This window comes from Vibrio sp. Vb1980 (assembly GCF_033338615.1).
Lineage (GTDB): Bacteria > Pseudomonadota > Gammaproteobacteria > Enterobacterales > Vibrionaceae > Vibrio > Vibrio alginolyticus.
In genome coordinates this window covers 122,078-144,646 of the sequence record NZ_JAWOSZ010000006.1, presented here as the reverse complement: position 1 = coordinate 144,646, position 22,569 = coordinate 122,078, and the positions used below count along the sequence as shown (strand labels likewise).

The 22,569-nt window shown below is 44.5% G+C and carries 19 protein-coding genes; 12 read left to right on the top strand and 7 right to left on the bottom strand.

Annotated elements, in window-relative coordinates; all coding sequences use genetic code 11:
• Positions 1–15: 15 nt before the first annotated feature.
• The 4 genes from oppC (at position 16) to R7F64_RS12010 (ending at position 4,024) form a co-directional block, all read left to right on the top strand.
• Positions 16–918 (top strand): oligopeptide ABC transporter permease OppC, encoded by a 903-nt coding sequence (gene oppC / locus R7F64_RS12025; RefSeq protein ID WP_017633861.1) that lies wholly within the window; start codon positions 16–18, stop codon positions 916–918.
• 27 nt (positions 919–945) lie between these two features.
• Entirely contained in the window at positions 946–1,917 is a 972-nt protein-coding gene (locus R7F64_RS12020; protein ID WP_005380792.1) for an ABC transporter ATP-binding protein, read from the top strand.
• On the top strand, positions 1,896–2,909 hold the full coding sequence (oppF, locus tag R7F64_RS12015; RefSeq protein WP_005387265.1) for a murein tripeptide/oligopeptide ABC transporter ATP binding protein OppF: 1,014 nt from the start codon (positions 1,896–1,898) through the stop codon (positions 2,907–2,909). The genes R7F64_RS12020 and oppF overlap by 22 nt, the downstream gene beginning before the upstream one ends.
• Before the next feature lie 167 nt (positions 2,910–3,076).
• Positions 3,077–4,024, top strand: coding sequence for a glutathione S-transferase family protein (locus tag R7F64_RS12010; protein WP_054576226.1), 948 nt, complete (start codon positions 3,077–3,079; stop codon positions 4,022–4,024).
• Between the two features lie 114 nt (positions 4,025–4,138).
• Here the strand turns inward: R7F64_RS12010 and R7F64_RS12005 are convergent, their stop codons facing one another.
• From R7F64_RS12005 to R7F64_RS11995, 3 genes are all read right to left on the bottom strand, one after another.
• The gene (locus R7F64_RS12005; RefSeq protein WP_005380804.1) at positions 4,139–4,561 is read right to left on the bottom strand and encodes a hypothetical protein; all 423 of its coding nucleotides are present in this window, start codon (positions 4,559–4,561) and stop codon (positions 4,139–4,141) included.
• 342 nt (positions 4,562–4,903) lie between these two features.
• A complete protein-coding gene (gene pta / locus R7F64_RS12000; RefSeq protein WP_005380805.1) occupies positions 4,904–7,048 on the bottom strand; it encodes a phosphate acetyltransferase in 2,145 nt (714 codons plus the stop codon).
• A 136-nt stretch (positions 7,049–7,184) separates the two neighbouring features.
• Positions 7,185–8,381 carry an acetate kinase gene (locus tag R7F64_RS11995; RefSeq protein ID WP_005380807.1) on the bottom strand — a complete coding sequence of 399 codons (1,197 nt, stop codon included), beginning with the start codon at positions 8,379–8,381 and terminating at the stop codon, positions 7,185–7,187.
• A 346-nt stretch (positions 8,382–8,727) separates the two neighbouring features.
• Between R7F64_RS11995 and yfbV the strand changes: the two genes are divergently transcribed.
• The 6 genes from yfbV (at position 8,728) to R7F64_RS11965 (ending at position 15,980) form a co-directional block, all read left to right on the top strand.
• On the top strand, positions 8,728–9,180 hold the full coding sequence (gene yfbV, locus R7F64_RS11990) for a terminus macrodomain insulation protein YfbV (protein WP_005380809.1): 453 nt from the start codon (positions 8,728–8,730) through the stop codon (positions 9,178–9,180).
• A 330-nt stretch (positions 9,181–9,510) separates the two neighbouring features.
• Complete coding sequence (locus R7F64_RS11985) at positions 9,511–10,476, top strand: ABC transporter substrate-binding protein (RefSeq protein WP_017633858.1); 966 nt, start codon at positions 9,511–9,513, stop codon at positions 10,474–10,476.
• 174 nt (positions 10,477–10,650) lie between these two features.
• Positions 10,651–11,586 carry an ABC transporter permease gene (locus tag R7F64_RS11980; RefSeq protein WP_012841584.1) on the top strand — a complete coding sequence of 312 codons (936 nt, stop codon included), beginning with the start codon at positions 10,651–10,653 and terminating at the stop codon, positions 11,584–11,586.
• Positions 11,583–12,377, top strand: coding sequence for an ABC transporter ATP-binding protein (locus R7F64_RS11975; protein ID WP_005387275.1), 795 nt, complete (start codon positions 11,583–11,585; stop codon positions 12,375–12,377). The genes R7F64_RS11980 and R7F64_RS11975 overlap by 4 nt, the downstream gene beginning before the upstream one ends.
• 141 nt (positions 12,378–12,518) lie before the next feature.
• A complete protein-coding gene (gene malZ / locus R7F64_RS11970) occupies positions 12,519–14,345 on the top strand; it encodes a maltodextrin glucosidase (RefSeq protein WP_318071718.1) in 1,827 nt (608 codons plus the stop codon).
• Positions 14,346–14,519: 174 nt separating this feature from the next.
• Complete coding sequence (locus R7F64_RS11965) at positions 14,520–15,980, top strand: sensor domain-containing diguanylate cyclase (RefSeq protein WP_005387278.1); 1,461 nt, start codon at positions 14,520–14,522, stop codon at positions 15,978–15,980.
• Between the two features lie 51 nt (positions 15,981–16,031).
• Here the strand turns inward: R7F64_RS11965 and dusC are convergent, their stop codons facing one another.
• Positions 16,032–16,991 (bottom strand): tRNA dihydrouridine(16) synthase DusC, encoded by a 960-nt coding sequence (gene dusC / locus R7F64_RS11960; protein WP_017633856.1) that lies wholly within the window; start codon positions 16,989–16,991, stop codon positions 16,032–16,034.
• 170 nt (positions 16,992–17,161) lie between these two features.
• On the opposite strand from dusC, the gene R7F64_RS11955 reads away from it, so the two are divergent.
• Positions 17,162–17,779 (top strand): YecA family protein, encoded by a 618-nt coding sequence (locus tag R7F64_RS11955; protein WP_017633855.1) that lies wholly within the window; start codon positions 17,162–17,164, stop codon positions 17,777–17,779.
• Positions 17,780–17,858: 79 nt separating this feature from the next.
• On the opposite strand, the gene dsbB is transcribed toward R7F64_RS11955, so the two are convergent.
• Both dsbB and nhaB read right to left on the bottom strand, forming a co-directional pair.
• The gene (dsbB, locus tag R7F64_RS11950; RefSeq protein ID WP_017821379.1) at positions 17,859–18,395 is read right to left on the bottom strand and encodes a disulfide bond formation protein DsbB; all 537 of its coding nucleotides are present in this window, start codon (positions 18,393–18,395) and stop codon (positions 17,859–17,861) included.
• A gap of 83 nt (positions 18,396–18,478) precedes the next feature.
• Complete coding sequence (gene nhaB / locus R7F64_RS11945) at positions 18,479–20,065, bottom strand: Na(+)/H(+) antiporter NhaB (RefSeq protein WP_005380822.1); 1,587 nt, start codon at positions 20,063–20,065, stop codon at positions 18,479–18,481.
• Positions 20,066–20,704: 639 nt separating this feature from the next.
• Between nhaB and fadR the strand changes: the two genes are divergently transcribed.
• Positions 20,705–21,544, top strand: coding sequence for a fatty acid metabolism transcriptional regulator FadR (gene fadR / locus R7F64_RS11940; RefSeq protein ID WP_054576221.1), 840 nt, complete (start codon positions 20,705–20,707; stop codon positions 21,542–21,544).
• 110 nt (positions 21,545–21,654) lie between these two features.
• On the opposite strand, the gene R7F64_RS11935 is transcribed toward fadR, so the two are convergent.
• On the bottom strand, positions 21,655–22,464 hold the full coding sequence (locus R7F64_RS11935; RefSeq protein ID WP_017821380.1) for a hypothetical protein: 810 nt from the start codon (positions 22,462–22,464) through the stop codon (positions 21,655–21,657).
• Between the last annotated feature and the right edge of the window lie 105 nt (positions 22,465–22,569).

The following is a 22,569-nucleotide window of genomic DNA, read 5'->3' as shown; positions in this document are numbered from 1 at the left end:
CAGGGACGTTTGGTTATGTTAACGAAAAAAGAAAACCTAGAAGCGATTGAGAAATTCTCCGAAAACTTGGAGATTGAAGGTCGCAGTCTTTGGCAAGATGCTCGTATCCGTTTCATGCGCAACAAAGCGGCGATGGTGAGCTTATTCCTTCTTGTTCTAATGACGTTGGCGGTTATTATCCTGCCAATGATCGCACCGTACACATTTGATGATACTGACTGGTACGCGATGCACGTTGCACCGAATGCTGACCATTGGTTTGGTACTGACAGCTTAGGCCGTGATTTATACGTGCGTACGCTAATTGGAGGTCGTATTTCGTTGATGGTAGGTGTTATGGGTGCATTTGTAGCGGTACTGATTGGTACGCTCTACGGCGCAGCATCTGGTTTCATCGGCGGTAAAGTTGACCGCGTAATGATGCGTATTCTAGAAATTTTATACGCGGTACCGTTTATGTTCCTGGTGATTGTACTGGTAACATTCTTCGGTCGTAACATCATGCTGATCTTCGTTGCGATTGGTGCTATCGCATGGCTAGATATGGCGCGTATCGTACGTGGTCAGACTCTTAGTCTACGTAGCAAGGAGTTTATCGAAGCGGCACATGTGTGTGGTGTAAGCAACTGGAAAATCATTACTCGTCATATCGTACCGAACGTACTGGGTATTGTAGCGGTATACTCTACGCTGCTTATCCCAAGTATGATTCTAACGGAATCATTCCTATCATTCCTTGGTCTTGGTGTTCAGGAACCAATGACAAGTTGGGGCGCTCTTCTACAAGAAGGTGCACAGACAATGGAAGTAGCAATCTGGCAGCTGGCATTCCCAGCAGTGTTCATGGTTGTGACGCTATTCTGCTTCAACTACGTTGGTGACGGCCTGCGCGATGCGCTGGATCCAAAAGACAGATAATTAAAAGATAAGATTAAGGAAGCAATGATGAGCTTATTAGATGTCAAAGATCTGCGCGTCGAATTCACCACGCAAGATGGTATCGTAACCGCAGTAAACGATTTGAACTTCTCTCTCAACCAAGGCGAAACCTTAGGTATCGTTGGAGAGTCGGGATCAGGTAAATCTCAAACCGTATTCGCAATCATGGGCCTTTTGGCTAAGAATGGTATTATTTCTGGTAGCGCAAAGTTTGAAGGCAAAGAAATCCTAAACTTACCAGAAAAAGAACTGAACAAAGTGCGTGCGGAACAGATCGCAATGATCTTCCAAGACCCAATGACATCACTGAACCCTTACATGAAAGTCAGTGATCAGTTGATGGAAGTGCTTATGCTGCACAAAGGCATGGGCAAAGCGGAAGCATTTGAAGAATCAGTACGCATGCTGGAAGCGGTAAAAATCCCTGAAGCGCGTAAGCGTATCACGATGTACCCGCATGAGTTTTCAGGCGGTATGCGTCAGCGTGTAATGATCGCGATGGCGTTGTTATGTCGTCCTAAACTGCTTATAGCCGATGAGCCAACAACAGCACTTGATGTGACGGTACAAGCACAGATCATGGACTTGTTGAATGAGCTGAAATCTGAGTTCAACACAGCGATCATCATGATCACTCACGACCTTGGTGTGGTTGCAGGTTCGTGTGACAAGGTGCTGGTGATGTATGCAGGCCGTACCATGGAGTACGGCAACGTAAACGAAATTTTCTACAATCCAAGCCATCCTTATGCGGAGGGGCTGCTGAAGGCGATTCCTCGCCTCGATACTGAGGGTGAAATTCTGCCGACCATTCCTGGTAATCCACCAAACTTGCTTCGTCTACCGCCGGGCTGCCCTTATCAAGAGCGCTGTCACCGTGTGATGGATCGTTGTAAGCGCGAGGCGCCAATTCTGACACCATTTGGTGATGGTCGTCAGCGTGCATGTTTTTCTGAATGGGAGGCTTGGAACAAATGAACGCAGTAGACAAAAAACTAATTCTGGACATTTCTGAGCTGAAAGTTCACTTCAGCATTGCCTCAAAGTCGGCATGGCCGTGGTCAAAGCCTTCGAGCCTGAAAGCGGTAGATGGCGTGAACGTTCGACTATACGAAGGGGAAACGCTTGGTGTAGTAGGTGAATCAGGTTGTGGCAAATCGACGTTTGCTCGTGCCATCATTGGTCTGGTTGAAGCTACTGACGGCCAAGTAGTTTGGTTGGGTCAAGACCTTACTAAAATGAAAAGCGTTCAGCGCCGTGAGACGCGTAAAGAAATTCAGATGATTTTCCAAGACCCATTGGCATCGCTGAATCCGCGTATGACTGTTGGTGATATCATTGCTGAACCTCTTGAGACATTCTATCCAGAACTGTCTAAGCAGGAAGTGAAAGATCGCGTTAAAGAGATGATGGCGAAAGTTGGCCTATTACCTAACGTGATTAACCGTTACCCACACGAGTTCTCGGGTGGTCAGTGTCAGCGTATCGGGATAGCGCGTGCGCTTATCCTTAAGCCTAAGATGATCATTTGTGACGAGCCAGTATCGGCGCTTGATGTATCTATTCAAGCTCAGGTGGTTAACCTACTTAAAGAGATTCAAAAAGAGTTAGGGCTTTCTCTGGTATTCATTGCGCATGACTTGTCTGTCGTTAAACACATTTCAGATCGCGTTTTAGTTATGTATTTAGGTAATGCCGTGGAACTTGGCGAGGCCGAGGCTCTGTTTGCTGATCCTAAGCACCCATATACGCGTGCGCTAATGTCTGCGGTTCCGATCCCGGACCCGGATATTGAGCGCAATAAGAAAATCCAAATGCTAGAGGGTGATCTTCCTTCACCTATCAACCCACCGTCGGGTTGTGTATTCCGCACTCGTTGCCCACAAGCAACCGAAGAGTGTGCGAAGACAAAGCCAACCATTTTAGGTAATGACGTTCACGCGGTATCTTGTTTACACGTTAGTGTATAAATTCAGCCTGTGACGGGCTTAAGCGCGACACCTTCATCGGGTCGCGCTTTTTTTATGTGTCTGATTTATACATTCGAATTTCTTGAACATGATGTCCTAAGTTCGATGATTCTCTGTTTGATAGGAAACGCTAATATAGACACAAACAGAACGAGAGGAGAGCAATCATGGGTAAGTTGGTTGAAGGTGTTTGGCAAGATGTCTGGTATGACACAAAATCAAATGGTGGCAAATTTGTGCGCGAAGATGCCGGATTCCGTAACTGGGTTAAAAACGATCCTGATGCGGAGTTTACACCAGAGTCCGGTCGATACCATTTGTATGTCTCTCTTGCTTGTCCTTGGGCACATCGAACCCTCATTTTCCGCAAGCTGAAAGGTTTAGAACCACATATTGATGTCACGGTCGTTTGCCCTGATATGCTCAGCCAAGGTTGGCAAATGGGGCTTCCTGAGCCATTGTTTGGTCACACGCGTATGTATCAAATTTACACGCAGGCCAAACCCGATTACACGGGCCGCGTAACCGTGCCTGTACTTTGGGATAAAAAGACCAATACTATTGTGTCAAACGAGTCGTCAGAGATCATTCGCATGTTCAATTCGGAATTCAATGCGTTAACAGGGAATCACGACGACTACTATCCAGAACATCTAAAACACGTTATTGATGAGTGGAACGATTTTGTTTATCCGAATGTCAACAACGGAGTGTATCGTTGTGGCTTCGCGACTACACAAGAGGCGTATGAAGAAGCGTTTGATTCTTTGTTTAATGCGTTAGATAAAATCGATGCTCACCTAGCGACGCATCGTTACTTAGCAGGGAACACAATTACTGAGGCGGATTGGCGTTTGTTTACGACTCTTATTCGTTTTGATGCGGTGTATGTGGGGCATTTCAAGTGTAACAAGCAGCGCATCGCAGACTACGAAAATATACAAGGCTACTTAAAAGAGTTGTATCAAGTAAAAGGCGTCGAAGATACGACGGATTTCTATCACATTAAACGCCACTACTACTTCAGCCACACTGGGATTAATCCGACGCAAGTTGTACCAAAAGGGCCTGATTTAGACCTAAATACTCCTCATGGAAGAGAAAGGATTGGCTAGTTTGCTGCTTCCATCGCAAATGAAAAAGTACTTAACGGTTAGCAATGCCGTTAAGTACTTTTGTGTCATCTAAATACCGGGAGTAGGAAGTTTACTTTTTCATTCATCTCCACCTTACTTAGCGCGTACGATGTCCATCACTAGCTTTCCGTCCACTTTTACAGGACCGTCCTCTTTAGCGCCGAGCGTATACTCAAACACACCAGTCTTCATGCCACCTTTCTCTCCGTGGACCATTAACATCAGCATATCGCCTGATTCTACTGGTTCCATCAAAATTGCATTTACGTTTTCATTCTTTCCCATTTTTAACGGAGCGTAGCCGATAACAGGACCAGGCTTCATTGATTCGTCTGTTCGGTGGACAACCATCCACCCATTGTCATCAGCATGAGCCATTTCAGCGGTCACCGTTCCTCCGGACATATCTTGATCGACGCCTTTAATACTCGGGGCGGAAAAGCTGAATGAAGAAAAACTAATCAGAAACGCAGCTAAACCAAACTTTATCAGTGATGTATTGATGAAATCCTTCATATATATTCCTTAGCAGTCAATGAGTTTGTGTATTGCAGTAGCTTTTACGTATTTCCTAGCAAAAAAGTTTAGCTAAAACGTAAATAATGCCGATAAATTGAACAGGGACCGTGCTGGTTTGGAGCCAATGCATTTTGGGGAGTGGGTCAATCGGTGTAAGAACAAGCACGAGCAATGTCGATTAGGTATGGGGGGCGATAGGAAGAAAAGCTTTGTGCACCAGTAATTATAGGTTGTGCAGTGATTGGTATAAAAAACAAATAAGTGTTCTGGCCAGCAATAGAAAAAGCCCTCGACGAATCGAGGGCTTTGTATCTATATCCAACTAGATGTCAGAAGCGATTATTTAGCTTCTTGGTCTGCTTGGATAGCTGTTAGAGCGATGGTGTACACGATGTCGTCTACTAGCGCGCCACGAGACAAGTCGTTTACAGGTTTACGCATACCTTGCAGCATTGGACCGATAGATACTAGGTCAGCTGAACGTTGTACCGCTTTGTAAGTCGTGTTACCCGTGTTTAGGTCTGGGAATACAAACACTGTCGCTTTACCTGCAACTGGAGAGTTTGGTGCTTTAGAAGCAGCAACGTTTTCCATAATAGCAGCGTCGTACTGTAGAGGACCGTCAATGATAAGATCAGGACGTTTCTCTTGAGCCAGTTTTGTTGCTTCACGTACTTTATCAACATCTGCACCCTTACCAGATTCACCAGTAGAGTAAGAGATCATTGCAACGCGTGGTTCGATACCGAATGCTGCTGCAGAGTCAGCAGATTGGATAGCGATTTCAGCAAGCTGTTCAGCAGTTGGATCTGGGTTGATTGCACAGTCACCGTAAACCAGTACTTGATCAGGCAGAAGCATGAAGAATACTGAAGATACGATAGACGCATTTGGTGCCGTCTTGATGATTTGGAACGGAGGAACGATAGTGTTCGCCGTAGTGTGAACAGCACCAGAAACTAGGCCGTCAACTTCGTCGTTCTCAAGCATCATTGTGCCTAGGAATACTGAATCTTGTAGCTTCTCACGAGCCACAACTTCAGTCATGCCTTTCGCACCGCGCAACTCAACTAGGCGAGCAACGTAGTTTTCACGAACAGCATCTGCATCAATGATGGTTACACCAGTACCTAGCTCAACGCCTTGTTGAGCCGCTACGCGACGGATTTCATCTGGGTTACCTAGAAGTACACAGTCTGCAATGCCGCGTTCAGCACAGATTGCTGCTGCTTTAACTGTGCGTGGTTCGTCACCTTCTGGAAGAACGATACGCTTACCTGCTTTACGAGCAAGTTCGGTTAGCTGGTAACGGAACGCTGGTGGGCTTAGACGACGAGACTTCTGAGTGCCTTCAGTCATAGACTCGATCCAGTTACCGTCGATGTGGCCAGCAACGTGTTCGTTGATGAACTCGATACGCTCTTTATCGTCTGCAGGTACTTCTATGCTGAAGCTCTGTAGGTTTAGAGACGTTTGCCAAGTGTTACCTTGTGCTTTGAAGATAGGTAGACCAGTGTCGAATGCTGGTTTACATAGGCCTTCGATTTCGCTAGGGATATCGTAACCGCCAGTTAGCAGTACTGCACCAATATCCACACCGTTCATTGCAGCAAGAGAAGCAGCAACGATAACATCAGGACGGTCTGCAGAAGTAACAAGTAGAGAACCCGGTTTGAAGTGCTCAATCATGTTTGGCAGAGAACGTGCACAGAAAGTGATGCTCTTGATGCGACGAGTGTTGATGTCACCTTCGTTGATGATATCTGCTTTCAGGTGTTTAGCCATGTCGATTGCACGAGTCGCAATCAGATCAATGCTCCATGGCACACAACCTAGTACACGAATTGGAGAAGTGTTGAAAATTTCCATCACTTTCAATTCGTTTTGTTTCGCGCTGTCTGCATCGTCAAAGATTTCAGATAGGTCAGGGCGAGTACGGCCAGCTTCGTCAACAGGAGCGTTTAGTTTGTTGATGATAACACCAGAGATGTTTTTGTTTTTAGTGCCGCCGAAGTTAGAACATGCTACTTCGATACGCTCTTTCAGTTGCGCAGGGTTATCAGTACCTGGAGTCGCAACTAGCACGATTTCTGCACCAAGTGTTGCCGCGATTTCCGCGTTTACTTGGTTTGCAAATGGGTGCTTACGAGTAGGTACAAGACCTTCGATTAGCGTAACGTCTGCGTCTTTGTTGATTTGGTTGTAACGTTCAACAACGGTTTCTAGCAGCTCGTCCATGTTGTCGTTACCGATTAGGCTTTCAGCAACAGACATCGCCATTGGTTCACCGATCTTCATATCGCTGTTACGACCAACGATAGTTGAAGTCAGATCTGGCTGATCACCACCTGAACGTGGCTGACAGATTGGCTTGTAGAAAGAAACTTTAACGCCTTTACGCTCCATAGCGCGAAGAACACCCATGCTAACGCTTGTTAGGCCAACGCCTGCGCTAGTAGGGATAAGCATAATAGTACGAGACATTCGTAGAGTACCTTTAGCTATTTGGGGGATAAAAGCTCAACTCTTATTCCATGAAGCTCGAAGAATAGGAGTTGAGCCCCTAAGAAATTCGTTTGATTGAAAATCTGGCTAGCCGAGTGGCTAGCCAGGAATTCAATTAAAGACCTGTCAGGCGAGCAGTGTCTTCAGCGATGACTAGCTCTTCGTTAGTAGAGATAACCATTGCAGGGATACGGCTGTTTTCAGTCGTGATAACGCCTTCGCCGCCGAAGCGAGCTTTAAGGTTAGCTTCGCTATCTACTTCGATACCGAAGATGCCAAGACGGTTTAGAACCATTTCACGGATAGGGCCAGAGTTCTCGCCGATACCGCCAGTGAAAGTGATTGCGTCTAGACGGCCTTCCATTGAAGCAGTGTAGCCAGCAACGTATTTAGCTAGACGGTGACAGAACACGTCCATTGCGCGCGTTGCTTCTTCTTTTTGACCGTAGTTGTCTTCAACGAAACGACAGTCAGAAGTCACTTCAGTTAGACCTTGAAGACCAGATTCTTTAGTTAGCATCGTGTTGATTTGATCAACAGAGTAACCTAGAGCGTCGTGTAGGTGGAAGACGATAGCAGGGTCGATGTCGCCACAGCGAGTACCCATTACCAGACCTTCAAGTGGAGTAAGACCCATAGAAGTGTCTACAGATTGACCGTTCTTGATCGCACATACAGATGCGCCGTTACCTAGGTGACAGTTGATGATGTTTACTTCTTCAACTGGTTTGTTTAGTAGGCCTGCAACTTCACGAGTGATGAACAAGTGAGAAGTACCGTGCATGCCGTAACGACGGATACCGTGTTCTTTGTATAGGTTGTATGGAAGAGCGTATAGGTAAGACTCTTCAGGCATAGTTTGGTGGAACGCAGTGTCAAATACAGCAACGTTTTTCAGCTCTGGGAAGTTTTTCTTAGCCGCTTCGATACCGATGATGTGAGCAGGGTTATGAAGAGGTGCAAATGTTGCAGCGTCTTGAATACCTTTTAGAACTTCATCAGTAATTAGTGCAGATTGAGTGAACTGCTCGCCGCCGTGAACGATACGGTGACCGATTGCGCCTAGGTTAGCTTTAAGCTCTGGCTTAGAAGCAAGAATAGTTTCTACCATAAACGCTAGTGCTTCTTCGTGAGCTGCACCATTGCCTAGTTGAGCTTCGTGCTTGCCATCAAGTTTCCACTTGATGCGAGCTTCAGGAAGGTGAAGACACTCAGCAAGACCTGACAAGTGCTCGTCGCCGTTCTCGGCATCAACAACGGCAAATTTAAGAGAAGAACTACCGCAGTTTAAAACTAAAACTAGCTTAGACATGTATGACTACCTGTTATTCGTCTGATAAAAAATCAGTTAAAGAATGAAAAATTAATCACAAGAATAGCCGATACCCAGAAGGCTGCGTACTAATCCTGGTCAAAAATTGTTCTAATTCCATATAAAGAAATAGTGATGAACCCTTCCATCACTATGATGCGATCCGTGCAGATAGATATCTCGGAGTTGCTTAAATTGTAAATAACAGCAACAATGAGATTGAGGGTCTGCAAAGGATAGCGATAATAAGCAATGATAACAAAAAAAATTTGAAAGAATATTAACTTTCATCAATTTTTTGTACCTTCAGTTGAAATGTTCAACTATTTTTTAGTGAGAGAGCGGTATGAGTAATAAAGTCGGATTGATCCATAGCCTGAAAGATGGCCAGAATTACATGGAGATCTGGCCGGTTCGTAAAGAGCTAAGCGCCATATTTCCGGAACAGCGTATCATTAAGGCGACTCGCTTTGGCATTAAAGTCATGCCAGCTGTTGCTGCGATCAGCGTACTCACTCAAATGGCATTCAACAATTACCACGCGTTACCTCAATCCATTGTTGTCGCCTTGTTTGCGATTAGCTTGCCACTTCAAGGCATTTGGTGGCTTGGTGCTCGATCCAACACGAAATTGCCGCCTTCTTTGGCCTCTTGGTATCGGGAGTTGCATCAAAAAATTGTGGAAACAGGTTTTGCATTAGAGCCTGTCAAAGCTCGCCCTCGTTACAAAGAGCTTGCGATAATATTGAACCGAGCGTTTCGCCAGCTCGATAAATCGTCATTAGAGCGTTGGTTCTAATTTAAATTGTTTGAAATGGAGTGTGCACTGGCCGCTCCATTTTTGATCCTGCCTCTATTACCTACTTTGACGGTCGTTGATGAAGCGAGCGAAGCTTTGTTTACCAAAGATTCTTTCCGGATGAAGAAGTCCCCCCGATCACAAATGTTGCTTTAGTGTTAAATCTTTCTTTTCTTTACTAAGACTTAGTAGTAATAATAAAAACAAGATGCGCAAGAAGTACACAGTTATATGAACACAACAATACCGCCTTCAAACATTTGAATTCACGAGTCGATACACATATTGAAAGCTCGTGAAACAAGGACGAAGTCACATCAAGGAGTTATGATGAAAACGAAACGTTTATTAGCCACTGCCGTTCTATCAGCTACTGCTATTTTCTCTTCTACCAATGTACTGGCCGCCACTGCAACTGTCGCAGTTTCACAGATTGTCGAACACCCGGCGTTAGACGCGACGCGCCAAGGGTTACTTGATGGTTTGAAAGCGAAAGGCTACGAAGAAGGCAAAAATCTAGAATTTGATTATAAGACCGCACAGGGTAATCCAGCGATTGCGGTGCAAATTGCCCGTCAGTACGTCGGCGAAAATCCTGATGTGTTAGTTGGCATCGCGACACCTTCGGCACAAGCTTTGGTGTCGGCTACTCGCTCTATTCCTGTTGTCTTTACTGCGGTAACAGATCCGGTTGGTGCGAAATTGGTTAAGTCGATGGAACAACCAGGCAAAAACGTAACTGGCCTGTCTGATCTTTCACCCGTTGCTCAGCATGTCGATCTCATCCAAGAAATTCTTCCTCAGGTGAAAAGCATCGGGGTTGTATTTAATCCCGGTGAAGCTAATGCCGTGACTTTAGTTGAATTACTAAAAGAAAGCGCAAAAGCAAAAGGCATACAAGTGGTTGAAGCGACCGCACTAAAAAGTGCTGATGTTCAGTCTGCGACTCAAGCGATTGCAGCGAAATCAGACATTCTTTACGCCCCAACAGACAATACAGTTGCAAGTGCGATTGAAGGGATGATTGTGGCAGCGAATCAAGCGAAGAAACCTGTATTTGGTGGCGCGACGTCGTATGTCGAAAAGGGTGCTATTGCAGGCTTAGGTTTTGACTACTACCAGGTTGGTGTACAAACCGCGGATTACGTGGCGGCGATTCTTGATGGTCAAGAACCAGGCAAGCTGGATGTAAAAGTCGCGACGGGCTCTGACCTTGTAATTAATGAAAGCGCAGCATCTAAGCTCGGTATCAAGCTGCCAAGTTCTGTGGTTGAACGTGCGACAAGCATGCAATAAGTAACGCTTTTTGGGGTAAAGACCGTCACGTTGGTTGGTAGACGCTTGCCCCAAAATTGATACTCGCCGGATTTCTCGTGTAGAGCATTCTGCTAGAGAAGAAGGGGAGTATACGTTAGAAGTCTTACGTTCAGGTTGGTATTAGCCAGCCTGAGCATGCAGAAAGGAGCAGTTATGTCTGCATTTGCTTTTTTTGGCGCACTCGAAATTGGCTTGATTTATGGCCTAGTCGCTCTGGGTGTGTATCTTACGTTCCGTGTTCTCGATTTCCCCGATTTGAGTGTGGATGGCAGCTTTCCAATGGGAGCTGCGGTGGCTGCAACGGCGATTGTCGCAGGTATTAATCCTTGGCTTGCGACAATAATGGCGATGATAGCTGGTAGTATGACGGGGTGGGTAACCGCTTTTCTGGCTGTTCGGTGTGGTATTTTACACCTGTTAGCTTCCATTCTTACCATGATCGCTGCATTTTCAATTAATATTCGTATTATGGGCAAACCTAATATGGCGTTGCTTGGAGAGGATACTATTCTCACTCCGTTTGAAGCATTGGGCGATGCGATGTTTATTCGCCCTCTGGTTGTTGGGGTCTTAGTTCTTCTTTCCGCTTTCTTTGTCATTCGCCTGCTGAACAGCGACTTTGGTCTTGGTTTACGAGCCACGGGTGTGAATGCGCGTATGGTTTCTGCGCAAGGGGCGAGCACTGGCTTTTATACCTACTTTGGCTTGGCTTTATCCAACGGGTTTGTGGGATTCGCAGGCGCGTTGTTTGCACAAACGAACAGCTTTGCGGATGTGACCTCTGGCGTGGGCACCATTGTCGTTGGTTTGGCAGCTGTGATTTTGGGGCAGACCCTTATTCCCGGGCGCAAGATTTGGGTTGCGGTATTTGCGGTCATCATCGGTTCGGTACTTTATCGCCTTGCAGTGGCTTTCGCTTTGAGCTCTGGCATGTTTGGTTTACAAGCTTCAGACCTCAACCTTGTTACCGCAGTATTGGTGGCTGTGGCGCTTATTGCTCCAAAGCTAAAACAGAGCATGAGAGCGAAACAACGCGTTACTGATGCTAAACAAGCGGCATCAAAAAATGGTTCTGGGGAGGCATTATGATCGAACTAAATAATATTCAGGTCACGTTCAACCCTGGGACGATTTTGGAAAATCGTGCATTGAAAGGCGTCTCTTTAGAGGTTCCAGAGCATCAATTTCTTACCGTGATTGGTTCTAATGGCGCAGGAAAATCGACGTTGCTTGGTGCGGTGACAGGTGAGACGCCGATGATAGGTGGTCAGGTGATCATTGATGGCAAAGACGTCACCAAGCAGACGGTTGCCCAACGTGCGACGCAATGCGCCCGAGTGTTTCAAGATCCATTGGCCGGGACTTGTGGTGAACTGACGATAGAAGAGAACATGGCTCTAGCGCACATGCGTGGTAAAAAACGCAGCTGGGGGTTGGCGCTCTCTACCAAACGTCGCAAGCTGTTCCAAGAGCGAATTAGCATCCTCGGTCTTGGTTTAGAAGACCGCTTGGGCGATAGCATTGGGTTGCTGTCTGGTGGACAACGACAAGCCGTTAGCCTTGTGATGGCGACGTTATCGGAGAGTAAGTTGTTGTTGCTTGATGAACACACGGCTGCGCTTGATCCTCGTATGGCGGCGTTTGTTATCGACTTAACTAAACGTATTGTCGATGAGTTCGATTTAACCGTGATGATGGTGACGCATTCGATGAAAGACGCATTAGCATGTGGCGATAGGACCGTAATGCTTCACCAAGGTGAAATTGTGCTTGATGTGGCTGGAGAGCAGCGCGCTAACATGCAGGTACCAGACTTGTTGGATATGTTCTCCAAAGTGCGTGGTGAAGAGCTGGCAGATGACAGTCTCTTGTTGAACTAAGCGGTATCCGACAAGTCACTACGCCTACTAAGTGTGATCCTCCTTGAGAAAATTGGCTGATATGTCAACTCGCAAGGAGGATTTCTTGTCTCTAATTCTTCAATAACATAGTGGCATATCCGATGACGAGGAGTGCCCATAATGAACCTGCCATTTATTTTTCATAGTCAAACTATTGATGGTTTAGCTTTTAATGACGAGCAAGTTACAGTCAGACTGAAAACCGAGACATTGGATTTTGATTCCGTCTATGTGCGTATTGAGCCGGACAATGAAGAATATCTGGTCGACATGGCTCAAGTAGGAACGGCTGGTGAATTATTACTATGGGAGGCATTGTTTCGACCAAATCAAGATCGAGATGTCACACATTATGTGTTTAAGCTCCTCAAAGACGGACAACAATACTGGCTCGATGCACGAGGCGTACAAAAGCGTATTCCACCCAAAGAGTTCCACTTTAAGTTGAATGTAGAGCATCAACCACCAAGCTGGGTCCAAGAGCAAGTTTTCTATCAAATCTTTCCTGACCGTTTTTCTGCTAGTAAAAGTGAGTCTGATATTCGCCACGCTTATGCTCAGTATGATTCTGCCTCGTTCGTCAAGGCGTGGGGAGACGCGGTAGGTTCTCACCAAAATACCGGGGCACGTGAATTCTTTGGCGGCGACCTCAAAGGTGTAGAACAAAAGTTGGACTATCTTGAACAGCTCGGCGTTACTGCGCTTTATTTTAATCCGATCTTTTCTTCACCAAGTAATCATAAATACGACACCACCGATTACTTCACTGTTGACCCTATGTTCGGCACCAATGATCAGTTTGCTGAACTGTGTGAGAAAATCCGTGGTAAGAATATGAAGATTGTCTTAGACGCGGTGTTTAACCACACATCAGTGCATCATCCTTGGTTTGATATAGAACAAAAAGGAGAAGGAGCGTATGGCAATCCGCAGTCAAAGTTCCGTGATTACTACTTTTTCGAAGGCGAAACCAATCACTACATTGGTTGGAAAGGCATTGGTAACTTACCGGTTCTGAACTTTGAAAATGAACAGGTGCGCGACTACATCTACCAAAGTGAAGAGTCTGTCATCAAGTATTGGCTGAAGCCACCGTACTTGGTTGATGGCTGGCGGTTTGATGTAATCCATATGCTTGGCGAAGGAGACGGCGCGAAAAACAATGCTCATTATGTGGCAGCGTTTCGTAATGCGACTAAGTCAGTAAACCCGAATGCTTATGTGTTAGGTGAGCACTTTTTTGAAGCAACGCAGTGGTTGCAAGGTGATCAAGAGGATGGGGCGATGAACTACTACGGTTTTGCTCATCCAGTTCGAGCTTTTATCGCACGACAAGACATTATGTACGATCCAATCAACATTGATGGTTTGGAGTTTAAAGCATGGTTGGACGAAGCCAGAGTAAAAATCCCATTTTCGAATCAGCTATCGCAGCTAAATCAACTCGATAGTCATGATACTGCTCGTTTTATCACACTGGTTGATGGTGATAAGCGTAAAATGAACATCGCGCTAGCAATGCTTATGACATACGTCGGTACACCTTGTATTTACTATGGGAGTGAAGTCGGACTAGAGGGAGGGCTGGACCCGGATAATCGTCGTTGTTTTCCTTGGAATGAAATTGAAAGTTCACAATGGCTATCGCTTTACCAACAATGGATCAAGATACGTAAACAATGTAAGCCTTTACAGTCGGGCTGTATTCAATGGCTGCATTGCACTAACAACCAGTTGGCGTACGCACGTGTACTGGGTCGTGAAGCAGTCGTTGTTATGATTAATCTCAGTGGTAATGAATGTTCAATCGATTTACCTATGTGGCAACTGGGCTTGGAGGTTAGCCAAGTTATATCGTTGTTAGATGACACAGAACAGGTTGATTATAAAGGTCATATCTCTGTCAATATGTCGGCACAAAGCTGCAAATTATGGCGACTAAAGTGACACCACACTCTATATTGATTAAACTCCTTTAATATATAAACGGTCTCAAACAGCGCGCACACATTTGTTTGGTCTCTTGTTATCTGGTGCTGCATTGCATGCGTCACCAGATAACGAGTATCAATTTAATAGCAGTCATAAGAGACTATTGACCTTTCATATGCATGGTACTCAATGGTAAACCAAAGGCGATTTAGCCTCTCATTTGTCATCTTTTTTCCTCTGGCGTTATTTGTAGTGGTTTTACTCGTGACAACGAAAAATTACTATGATGCGGTTAACCGCTATATCGATTCTGAGTATTCGCGTATCGAGCGTGCAATGTCTCGCGGTATTAAAGTACTCACGGCTTTAGATTACAGCTTCACCAACTATACCAATTACGCTAACCCACTGTTTGAAGAACATAATTCTTTAGTCAAAGAAGGGCTTTGTTATCTTTGGCCTATAGATGTGTTATTACTCGAAAGTGTTTATAGTGAAGGGTTACCTGCGGTTGACCTTGATTATATGATCGTAGGGGATGAAAGCTTATGTCAGCAAGGTTCAACGATTAACCAGTTAGCTGAACAAAAGGCGGGTTTTGCGCCGTCATTGTCATTTCTGCACGATATTGAATCGCACATTGTTGGAATCCATTACATTGACAAGCGCGGTTACGTTATCTCCTCACCCGATACCTACGCAAAAAATTTCACGAGAGAGCTTTTGTCAACGCTAAAAGCCCGACCTTTTTGGCAAAAAACCGCGCAAGATAAAGTGAACATTACCTTGGCTGGACCAGGGCCTGTGTTGGACTCGATGGAAGGTCAAGTCATTAGTATGACGGTACCCGTCTATGAGAAAGGAGAACATCAAGGTGTTTTATCTATTGATTTTGACATCAATACGCTTATGGCTTCGTCGCTAGGTCTTGTAGGTCAGTTTCATTTGGTTTCCAATTTACAATCCATTCCTTCAAACAGTACACGAATCAAACCAGTCGAATTAGAGCGATTGAGTGCGAATCACAGCATGTACTACGAGTACAACCTTTGGGATGAAGCTAAGAACCTAGCGGTTTTTGAAAAATACAGCCTTATTGTCGCACTATTTATTTACGTGTTGAGTACCGTCGTCTTGTTCTATGTGAATATGCATAGCGAGCGACGTTACTTTAAAGAACTGGCAGCAAGAGACCCAATGACCAGCTTATTGAATCGTCGAGGTATGCAAACCGTGTGGCGTAATAAGATGACAAAAAAACAGGTTGCTTTGGCAGTGTTCGATATTGATAACTTCAAGAAGATCAACGACACCTATGGTCATGATGTCGGTGATTCTGCAATTCAGCTTGTTGCAAAATGTATACGTGAAAATATTCGCCATACCGATGTTGCCTCAAGGTTTGGTGGCGAAGAATTCGTTTTAGCGATTTATGACGAAGATTCAGAAGGCATTAAACTCATTTTAGACAGAGTAAAAAAAGCCATAGATGAGCGCTCGATACGCGTAACGAAAGAAGGCTTTACGATCTCTGGCGGTGTGGTGTTTAGTAAAGAGAGCCGAGTAGAAAACTTTGATGAATTGTTTAAAGCGGCGGATGAAAAGTTATATCAAGCCAAAAGTACCGGCAAAAATAAGATCTGTTACTAGGATTTAGGTACAAAAAAGGACGAGATATTCGTCCTTTTTTGTGTTCGGGAGTTATGCAACCTGAGAGTTTAAGTCATCGCGGTAGCGTTGAATATGCTCAACAATTGGTGCGGCTTTGTTGAACGTTCTGATTTCTCTAAATAGGTCTTTTGCTTCAGGATAAGCCTGACGTAAGTAAGAGAACCATTGTTTTACGCGGTTTGGGTAATACAAGCCTTTATCGCCTTTCATCTCAAACTTGGAGTAATAGATGAGCAACTCAACCACCTCGGGCCATGACATTGGCTGGTGGTTATGTTTTACCATATTGCCTAAGTTAGGGATATTGAAAGCGCCTCGGCACACCATCAAAGAGTTAACGCCAGTCGTTTCAATGCAACGTTGACCGTCTTCATAATTCCAAATTTCGCCATTCGCAATCAGTGGGATATCAAAACGTTCGCGAATTTGGTTGATGTAATCCCATTTTATCTCAGAAGCTTTATAACCACCTTGTTTAGTACGTGCGTGTACGGTCAGTTCATTTGCGCCAGCAGACTGAATGGCATCGACAATTTCAAAGCAATCTTCAGGGTTCTCCCAGCCAAGACGAATTTTTGCAGTTACGGGAATGGCTTCTGGAACGGCTTCTCGACAAGCTTTAACCACACGGTGAATGAGCTCTGGATGTTGGAGTAGCGCTGCTCCACCTTTACTTTTGTTGACCATTTTGGCTGGGCAACCAAAGTTTATATCAATACCTCTGGCGCCAAGATTTGCCGCTTTAATTGCGTTCTCAGCCATCCAGTTTGGTTCTTGTCCCAACAATTGCACATGTACTGGCACACCAGATGCAGTCTGAGAACCTTGCAACAGCTCCGGGCATAAACGGTGAAATACATGATCGGGTAATAGCTGGTCGATTACGCGAACAAACTCCGTAACACACAGGTCATAGTCGTTTATCTCGGTCAGGATTTGGCGCATCAAATGATCTAAAACGCCTTCCATTGGGCCTAGTACAACTCGCATAGCTTGCCTAATACAGTTTGGTGGTAAAAAGGAGGGCGATTGTAGCGATGTAAGTTAAGTTTGTCATTAAAAGAGTCGAAGCGCCCAATGCAGTAAAACACACAACGTTAGGTTACGTGCTTTTGAGCTCTGAGGTATAATGCCGCCAAATTTATGGGAAACCAGATGTCATGCAATACACATTGATTGAAAAAGGTGAAGTTCACGTCGATGAATCTTGCCTATTTATCGAAGGCGCAGTGTTAGCTGCGAATCTGACGACAAAACCACTCGCTCCTGAAAAGTGGTTAGAGCCGCTATTAGGTGAGGGATTCAAAGCGATTCAACCAGCTGTGGAAGAGCAAATTCACAAGCAGCATAACCGAATTCAACGAAACGAATATTCCGTGCTAGAGCTAACAGGCAAAGATCCCGAACAACTTGCTGATTTTGCCGAAGGCTTTATGTCTGTTTGGCCAATGATTGAAGAACAGTGGCAGGACGTTGAGCTCAATGATGGATTACAGCGTATGCTGCAAGCATTACTGACCACTTTGATGCTGGCTATCGATGAGCCAGCAACGCAGCAACAGATGCGCGACGCAGGTATTGAAACGCCACCGGCCCTGACAGATTTAGTCGACCAGCTTGATTTAATGGTCGGTGAAGTCGCGCTGGGCGCGGATGAGTTGATGGTAGGCAATAAAGCTCAAAGCCTAAACCCATTCAAAGGTATCGGGCGCAATGATCCCTGTCCTTGTGAGAGCGGAAAAAAATTCAAGCAGTGCTGTGGTCAATCACGCGGCTAAAGCGAATCGCCGCGCTATCCACTTAACAAAAAGCCGACCAGATGGTCGGCTTTTTGTTAATTTTTACGCGTCAGTAGGATTAACGAATTGGATTAACGCGTTTTGCAGGGAAGAATTGTGCAATTACAATTAATGCCAAAGCGATTAAATTGCCTGCAAAAATTACGACTAACCATTGTGGCATTGATAAATCAAGGAACTGCCACACAACCTTAGAGCAATCACCATATGCTTCAAACATCCAAGGAACCCACTGATTGAGCGGAGCCCAGCTAGGGAATGTGACGAATAAATCGCAAGTCGCGAATGGTGATGGATTAAACTGGTAGTCAACGTGCTGCATCGCAAGTAACAAACCCTTGTAAGCACTTAATCCCCAGCCTATCAAACCTAGCCAGCGGAAAATTGGGTTCTTGGGTGCCAATATACCAACCATTGCAGCGACGCCCACTCCCATCATCGCGACTCTTTCATAAATACACATGACACATGGTGCAAGCATCATGACGTGCTGAAAATAGAGGGCACATGCTTCAAAGAAAACGACGAATAGCAGAAGCAGTAGCCACGATAAACGTCCCTTTGAAAACTGGTTAAGTGAATTTAAAATAGTCACGTTTTTGTTCCTGTCTGAAATAGAAAAAGCTCTGAATACTCAGAGCTTTTTATCGTGGATAAGTTTCCTAATCAACTCAAATTTTAGTGACCACCGGATACTACGGGAGTCAGATCACCACTATGAGGTAAAATCCAACCAGCTTCGTAGAAAGAAGCGGTTGCAGGCTCTAGGAAGAACATGATTCCCATCAGACCGACAATCGCAAGAACGACGGTGTAAGGCAGCGCCATGATAACCATTCGACCGTAAGACAGACGAATTAATGGAGCGAGAGCCGATGTGAGTAAGAATAGGAATGCCGCTTGACCGTTTGGCGTTGCAACAGAAGGCAGGTTAGTACCAGTATTGATTGCCACCGCCAGTAAGTCGAACTGATCACGAGTAATGAGGCCCTCAATGAGTGCAGTTTTTACTTCATTGATGTAAACCGTACCAACGAACACGTTATCCGACACCATAGATAATAAGCCATTCGCCACATAGAACAGAGCTAGCTGAGTACCTTTATCTTCAACGGCAAGCACCGCATCGATGACTGGTTTAAACAGCTCTTGATCAATGATTACAGCAACGATCGAGAAAAATACAGCAAGCAGTGCAGTGAAGGGCAGGGCCTCTTCAAACGCTTTCCCCATGGAGTGCTCTTCAATGACACCAGTAAATGCGGTCGCTAAAATGATCACAGAAAGGCCAATTAAGCCGACAGCCGCTAAGTGCAAAGCGAGTGCAACGATCAACCAAACCGCAATAAGACCTTGAACCCAGAGTTTTGCGACATCTTGATTTGTTCGCGTTTTACGCTCTTCACGGTCAAAATCGACGAGGATCTGACGAACGTTATTAGGAAGCTTCGCGCCGTAGCCAAACACTTTAAGCTTTTCAACTAAAGCACAAGTGATGAGACCACAGAAAAATACAGGTAGTGTCACTGGAGACATACGGATTAGGAATTCACCAAATAACCAACCCGCTTGGTCTGCAATAATTAAGTTTTGAGGTTCACCAACCATCGTGGTTACGCCACCTAAGGCAGTACCTACACCAGCATGCATCAACAAAGAGCGCAAAAACGCACGATAGTTTTCTAGGTCATCACGCGTTAGTTCAGTGATCGTGTCATCTTGTGTATGGTCATGGTCACCGATAGGGTTACCAGACGCTACTTTGTGATATATAGAGTAAAAGCCGATCGCCACGCTGATAACAACGGCGATAACCGTCAAGGCATCCAAAAATGCAGACAAAAATGCCGCAGCAAAGCAGAACGCGAGTGATAGTAGGGTTTTAGAGCGAATGCCAAGTAAAATTTTGGTAAAAATGAACAGCAATAGCTGCTTCATGAAGTAGATGCCCGCAACCATAAATACCAGAAGTAGCAGTACTTCGATATTTGCTACTAATTCGTGCTTAACTTGCGCAGGGCTAGTCATGCCGATAGCAATGGCTTCAATAGCAAGTAAACCGCCAGGTTGTAATGGGTAGCATTTTAATGCCATTGCTAGCGTGAAAATAAATTCAGCGACCAACAACCATCCAGCTACAAATGGGTTTATTAGGAAGAATACAATCGGGTTAATTATTAAGAAGGCTATAATGGCAACTTTGTACCAATCAGGCGCTTTACCAAGGAAGTTCTTGATAAAAGCGTTTCCGAGCGATATCGGCATGATAATTCTCTTTATAACAAAATTATGAATAGACACTACAATAGTGCTTAAGTATCTGTTTGTTAGACTTATTAACTAGTCTTTAAAAACAATAACTTAGTAAAACAACAATCCTTTGTTTATTGTAGTCTTGCCAAGTTACTTCCCCTGAACTCAAGCACCGCTCACTTTCGACCGCAAACTCTACACTCAGGCATTTATTAGTCAATAACAAAACGTGATGCTACCGACTAAAATGACTTTTTAAATGTAATAACGCGATCAAAACGGCGTTACTATACCATGAAAGTCTTAAAAAAATCCTCTTGGATTTTAAATGACGGTCAGTGACGAGAAAAGGCAAATTAAGAAAGAATATTAACTGTGATATACAAAGTAATTTTTCATATTTTGAATATAAAAATGTGACACGGTTGTCTTTATTTCTCCGAGATTTGTGAGCTGTTTAATTAAATGAAAATTCATATTTTACTGCTTTCGCTCGCATGTTAGAGCCTCTTAAATTGACACAACATATAGAGTATTAACTCTATGTTATGGAGTCATTTCCACTATTGATCGTAAATTTTCTCAAACCGCTAAGTAGTGGTATGATGAGTAGTATCGACCCTCAGAAATCAATATTGGATAAAAAGTAGAATGGTCATAAAGGCGAAAAGCCCTGCGGGATTCGCAGAAAAATATATTATCGAGAGCATTTGGAACGGCCGTTTTCCTCCAGGCTCAATTTTACCTGCTGAGCGCGAGCTGTCCGAACTGATTGGTGTTACTCGAACGACTTTAAGAGAGGTTCTTCAACGACTAGCCCGTGATGGATGGCTGACTATCCAGCACGGCAAACCTACGAAAGTTAACCAATTTATGGAGACCTCTGGCCTGCATATTTTGGATACTTTAATGACGCTAGACGTTGATAATGCGACAAACATTGTAGAAGATCTGCTTGCGGCACGTACCAACATCAGTCCTATCTTTATGCGCTATGCATTTAAAGCGAACAAAGAGGGCTCTGAGCGTACAATTAAGAACGTAATCGAATCTTGTGAAGCTTTAATGAATGCGGCTTCCTGGGACGAATTCATCGCTTCTTCGCCGTATGCTGAAAAAGTTCTGCAGAATGTGAAAGAAGATAACGAGAAAGATGAAGCGAAGCGTCAAGAAATCTTGATTGCTAAAACGTTCAACTTTTACGATTATATGCTTTTCCAGCGCCTAGCATTCCATTCAGGAAATCAAATTTACGGTTTGATCTTTAATGGTTTGAAGAAGCTCTACGATCGTGTCGGTAGCTACTACTTCTCAAATCCAGCTTCTCGTGAGCTAGCTCTGAAGTTTTACCATCAATTGCTCGAAACTTGTGAAAGTGGCCAGCGTGAGCAACTACCAGTAGTGATTCGTCATTATGGTATGGAAAGTGCGTTGATCTGGAACGAAATGAAAAAGCAATTACCAACGAACTTCACGGAAGACGACAGCTAAGCGCTGACAAGTTGAATAAACGAAAACCGCAGTGCCTTAGGCCTGCGGTTTTTTTGTTTTTATTTATAAGTCGGCGACGAACCAAGCACCAATAATAAGGTATGGAACGTTTATCCTGCTAGTGAGAGTCTGGGTAACGGTAGATATAATGACTCTACGACATCTGAAAGGACATGGTCGTAAGTATTGAAGATGGTCAATGACAAGTCCGATGTGACGCCATAAAGCTCTGCTTCTGTTAAGTCGACATGACTCCCTGTCACGTATTCATTTAGCGTCTGTATTGAGCGCGTGGAAGCAGGAGAGGTAATGCTAAGTGGAGCGATAACCGCTAGTTGGTTTAGCTTACGCATCATGACCGATGCATAATTTTTGAAACGCTCATTTCCGCCTTGCTCTCCTAAATCTTGAATGCTGATTCGTAACTGAGTCAGGGTCTCCAAGCTATCCATAATGTTTTGCCAGTTCATGTGATACTCATTATGCAAGTCATCTCTTTGCTCAACCGCTAGCCATGCGATGGTTACTTCATCCATCAAAAACAAGCAATGACGAATTAACTTACCATGCTCCATCTGGTTTCTTGCAACACTATGGTCATTCCATTGTTCAAGTAGTTTCCCTACTTTAATCTGTAATACGCGATACATGGGTTTGTTTTCAAACCGTGATGTTTCGACTAAAAGATGCAGCTTGTTAGTCAGAGCATCATGAAGAGCGTCCAATTTTTGTTGATCGTTTTGTTGGAATTGAAGCGAGTAGTGAGTAGCAGCTCGGTGGTGTCTCAGAAGGTGAACAACATCTCGCAACAATGTTAACAGCTGATATTTGCGCGCATGTTGCTGCTCTCGTTTAGAAGATAAGTGATATATTCCAGCTAAAATAGCGATGGACAATAGTGTGGAAATCAAAACAAACATAACCAACTCCTTGTTAGTGTTTGGACCTAACAAGGAAGATTGCAGTTTTGATGCCACTAATTAAATTCTATTAAAACAGTAATTTAGGATTGTGATGGGAGAGGT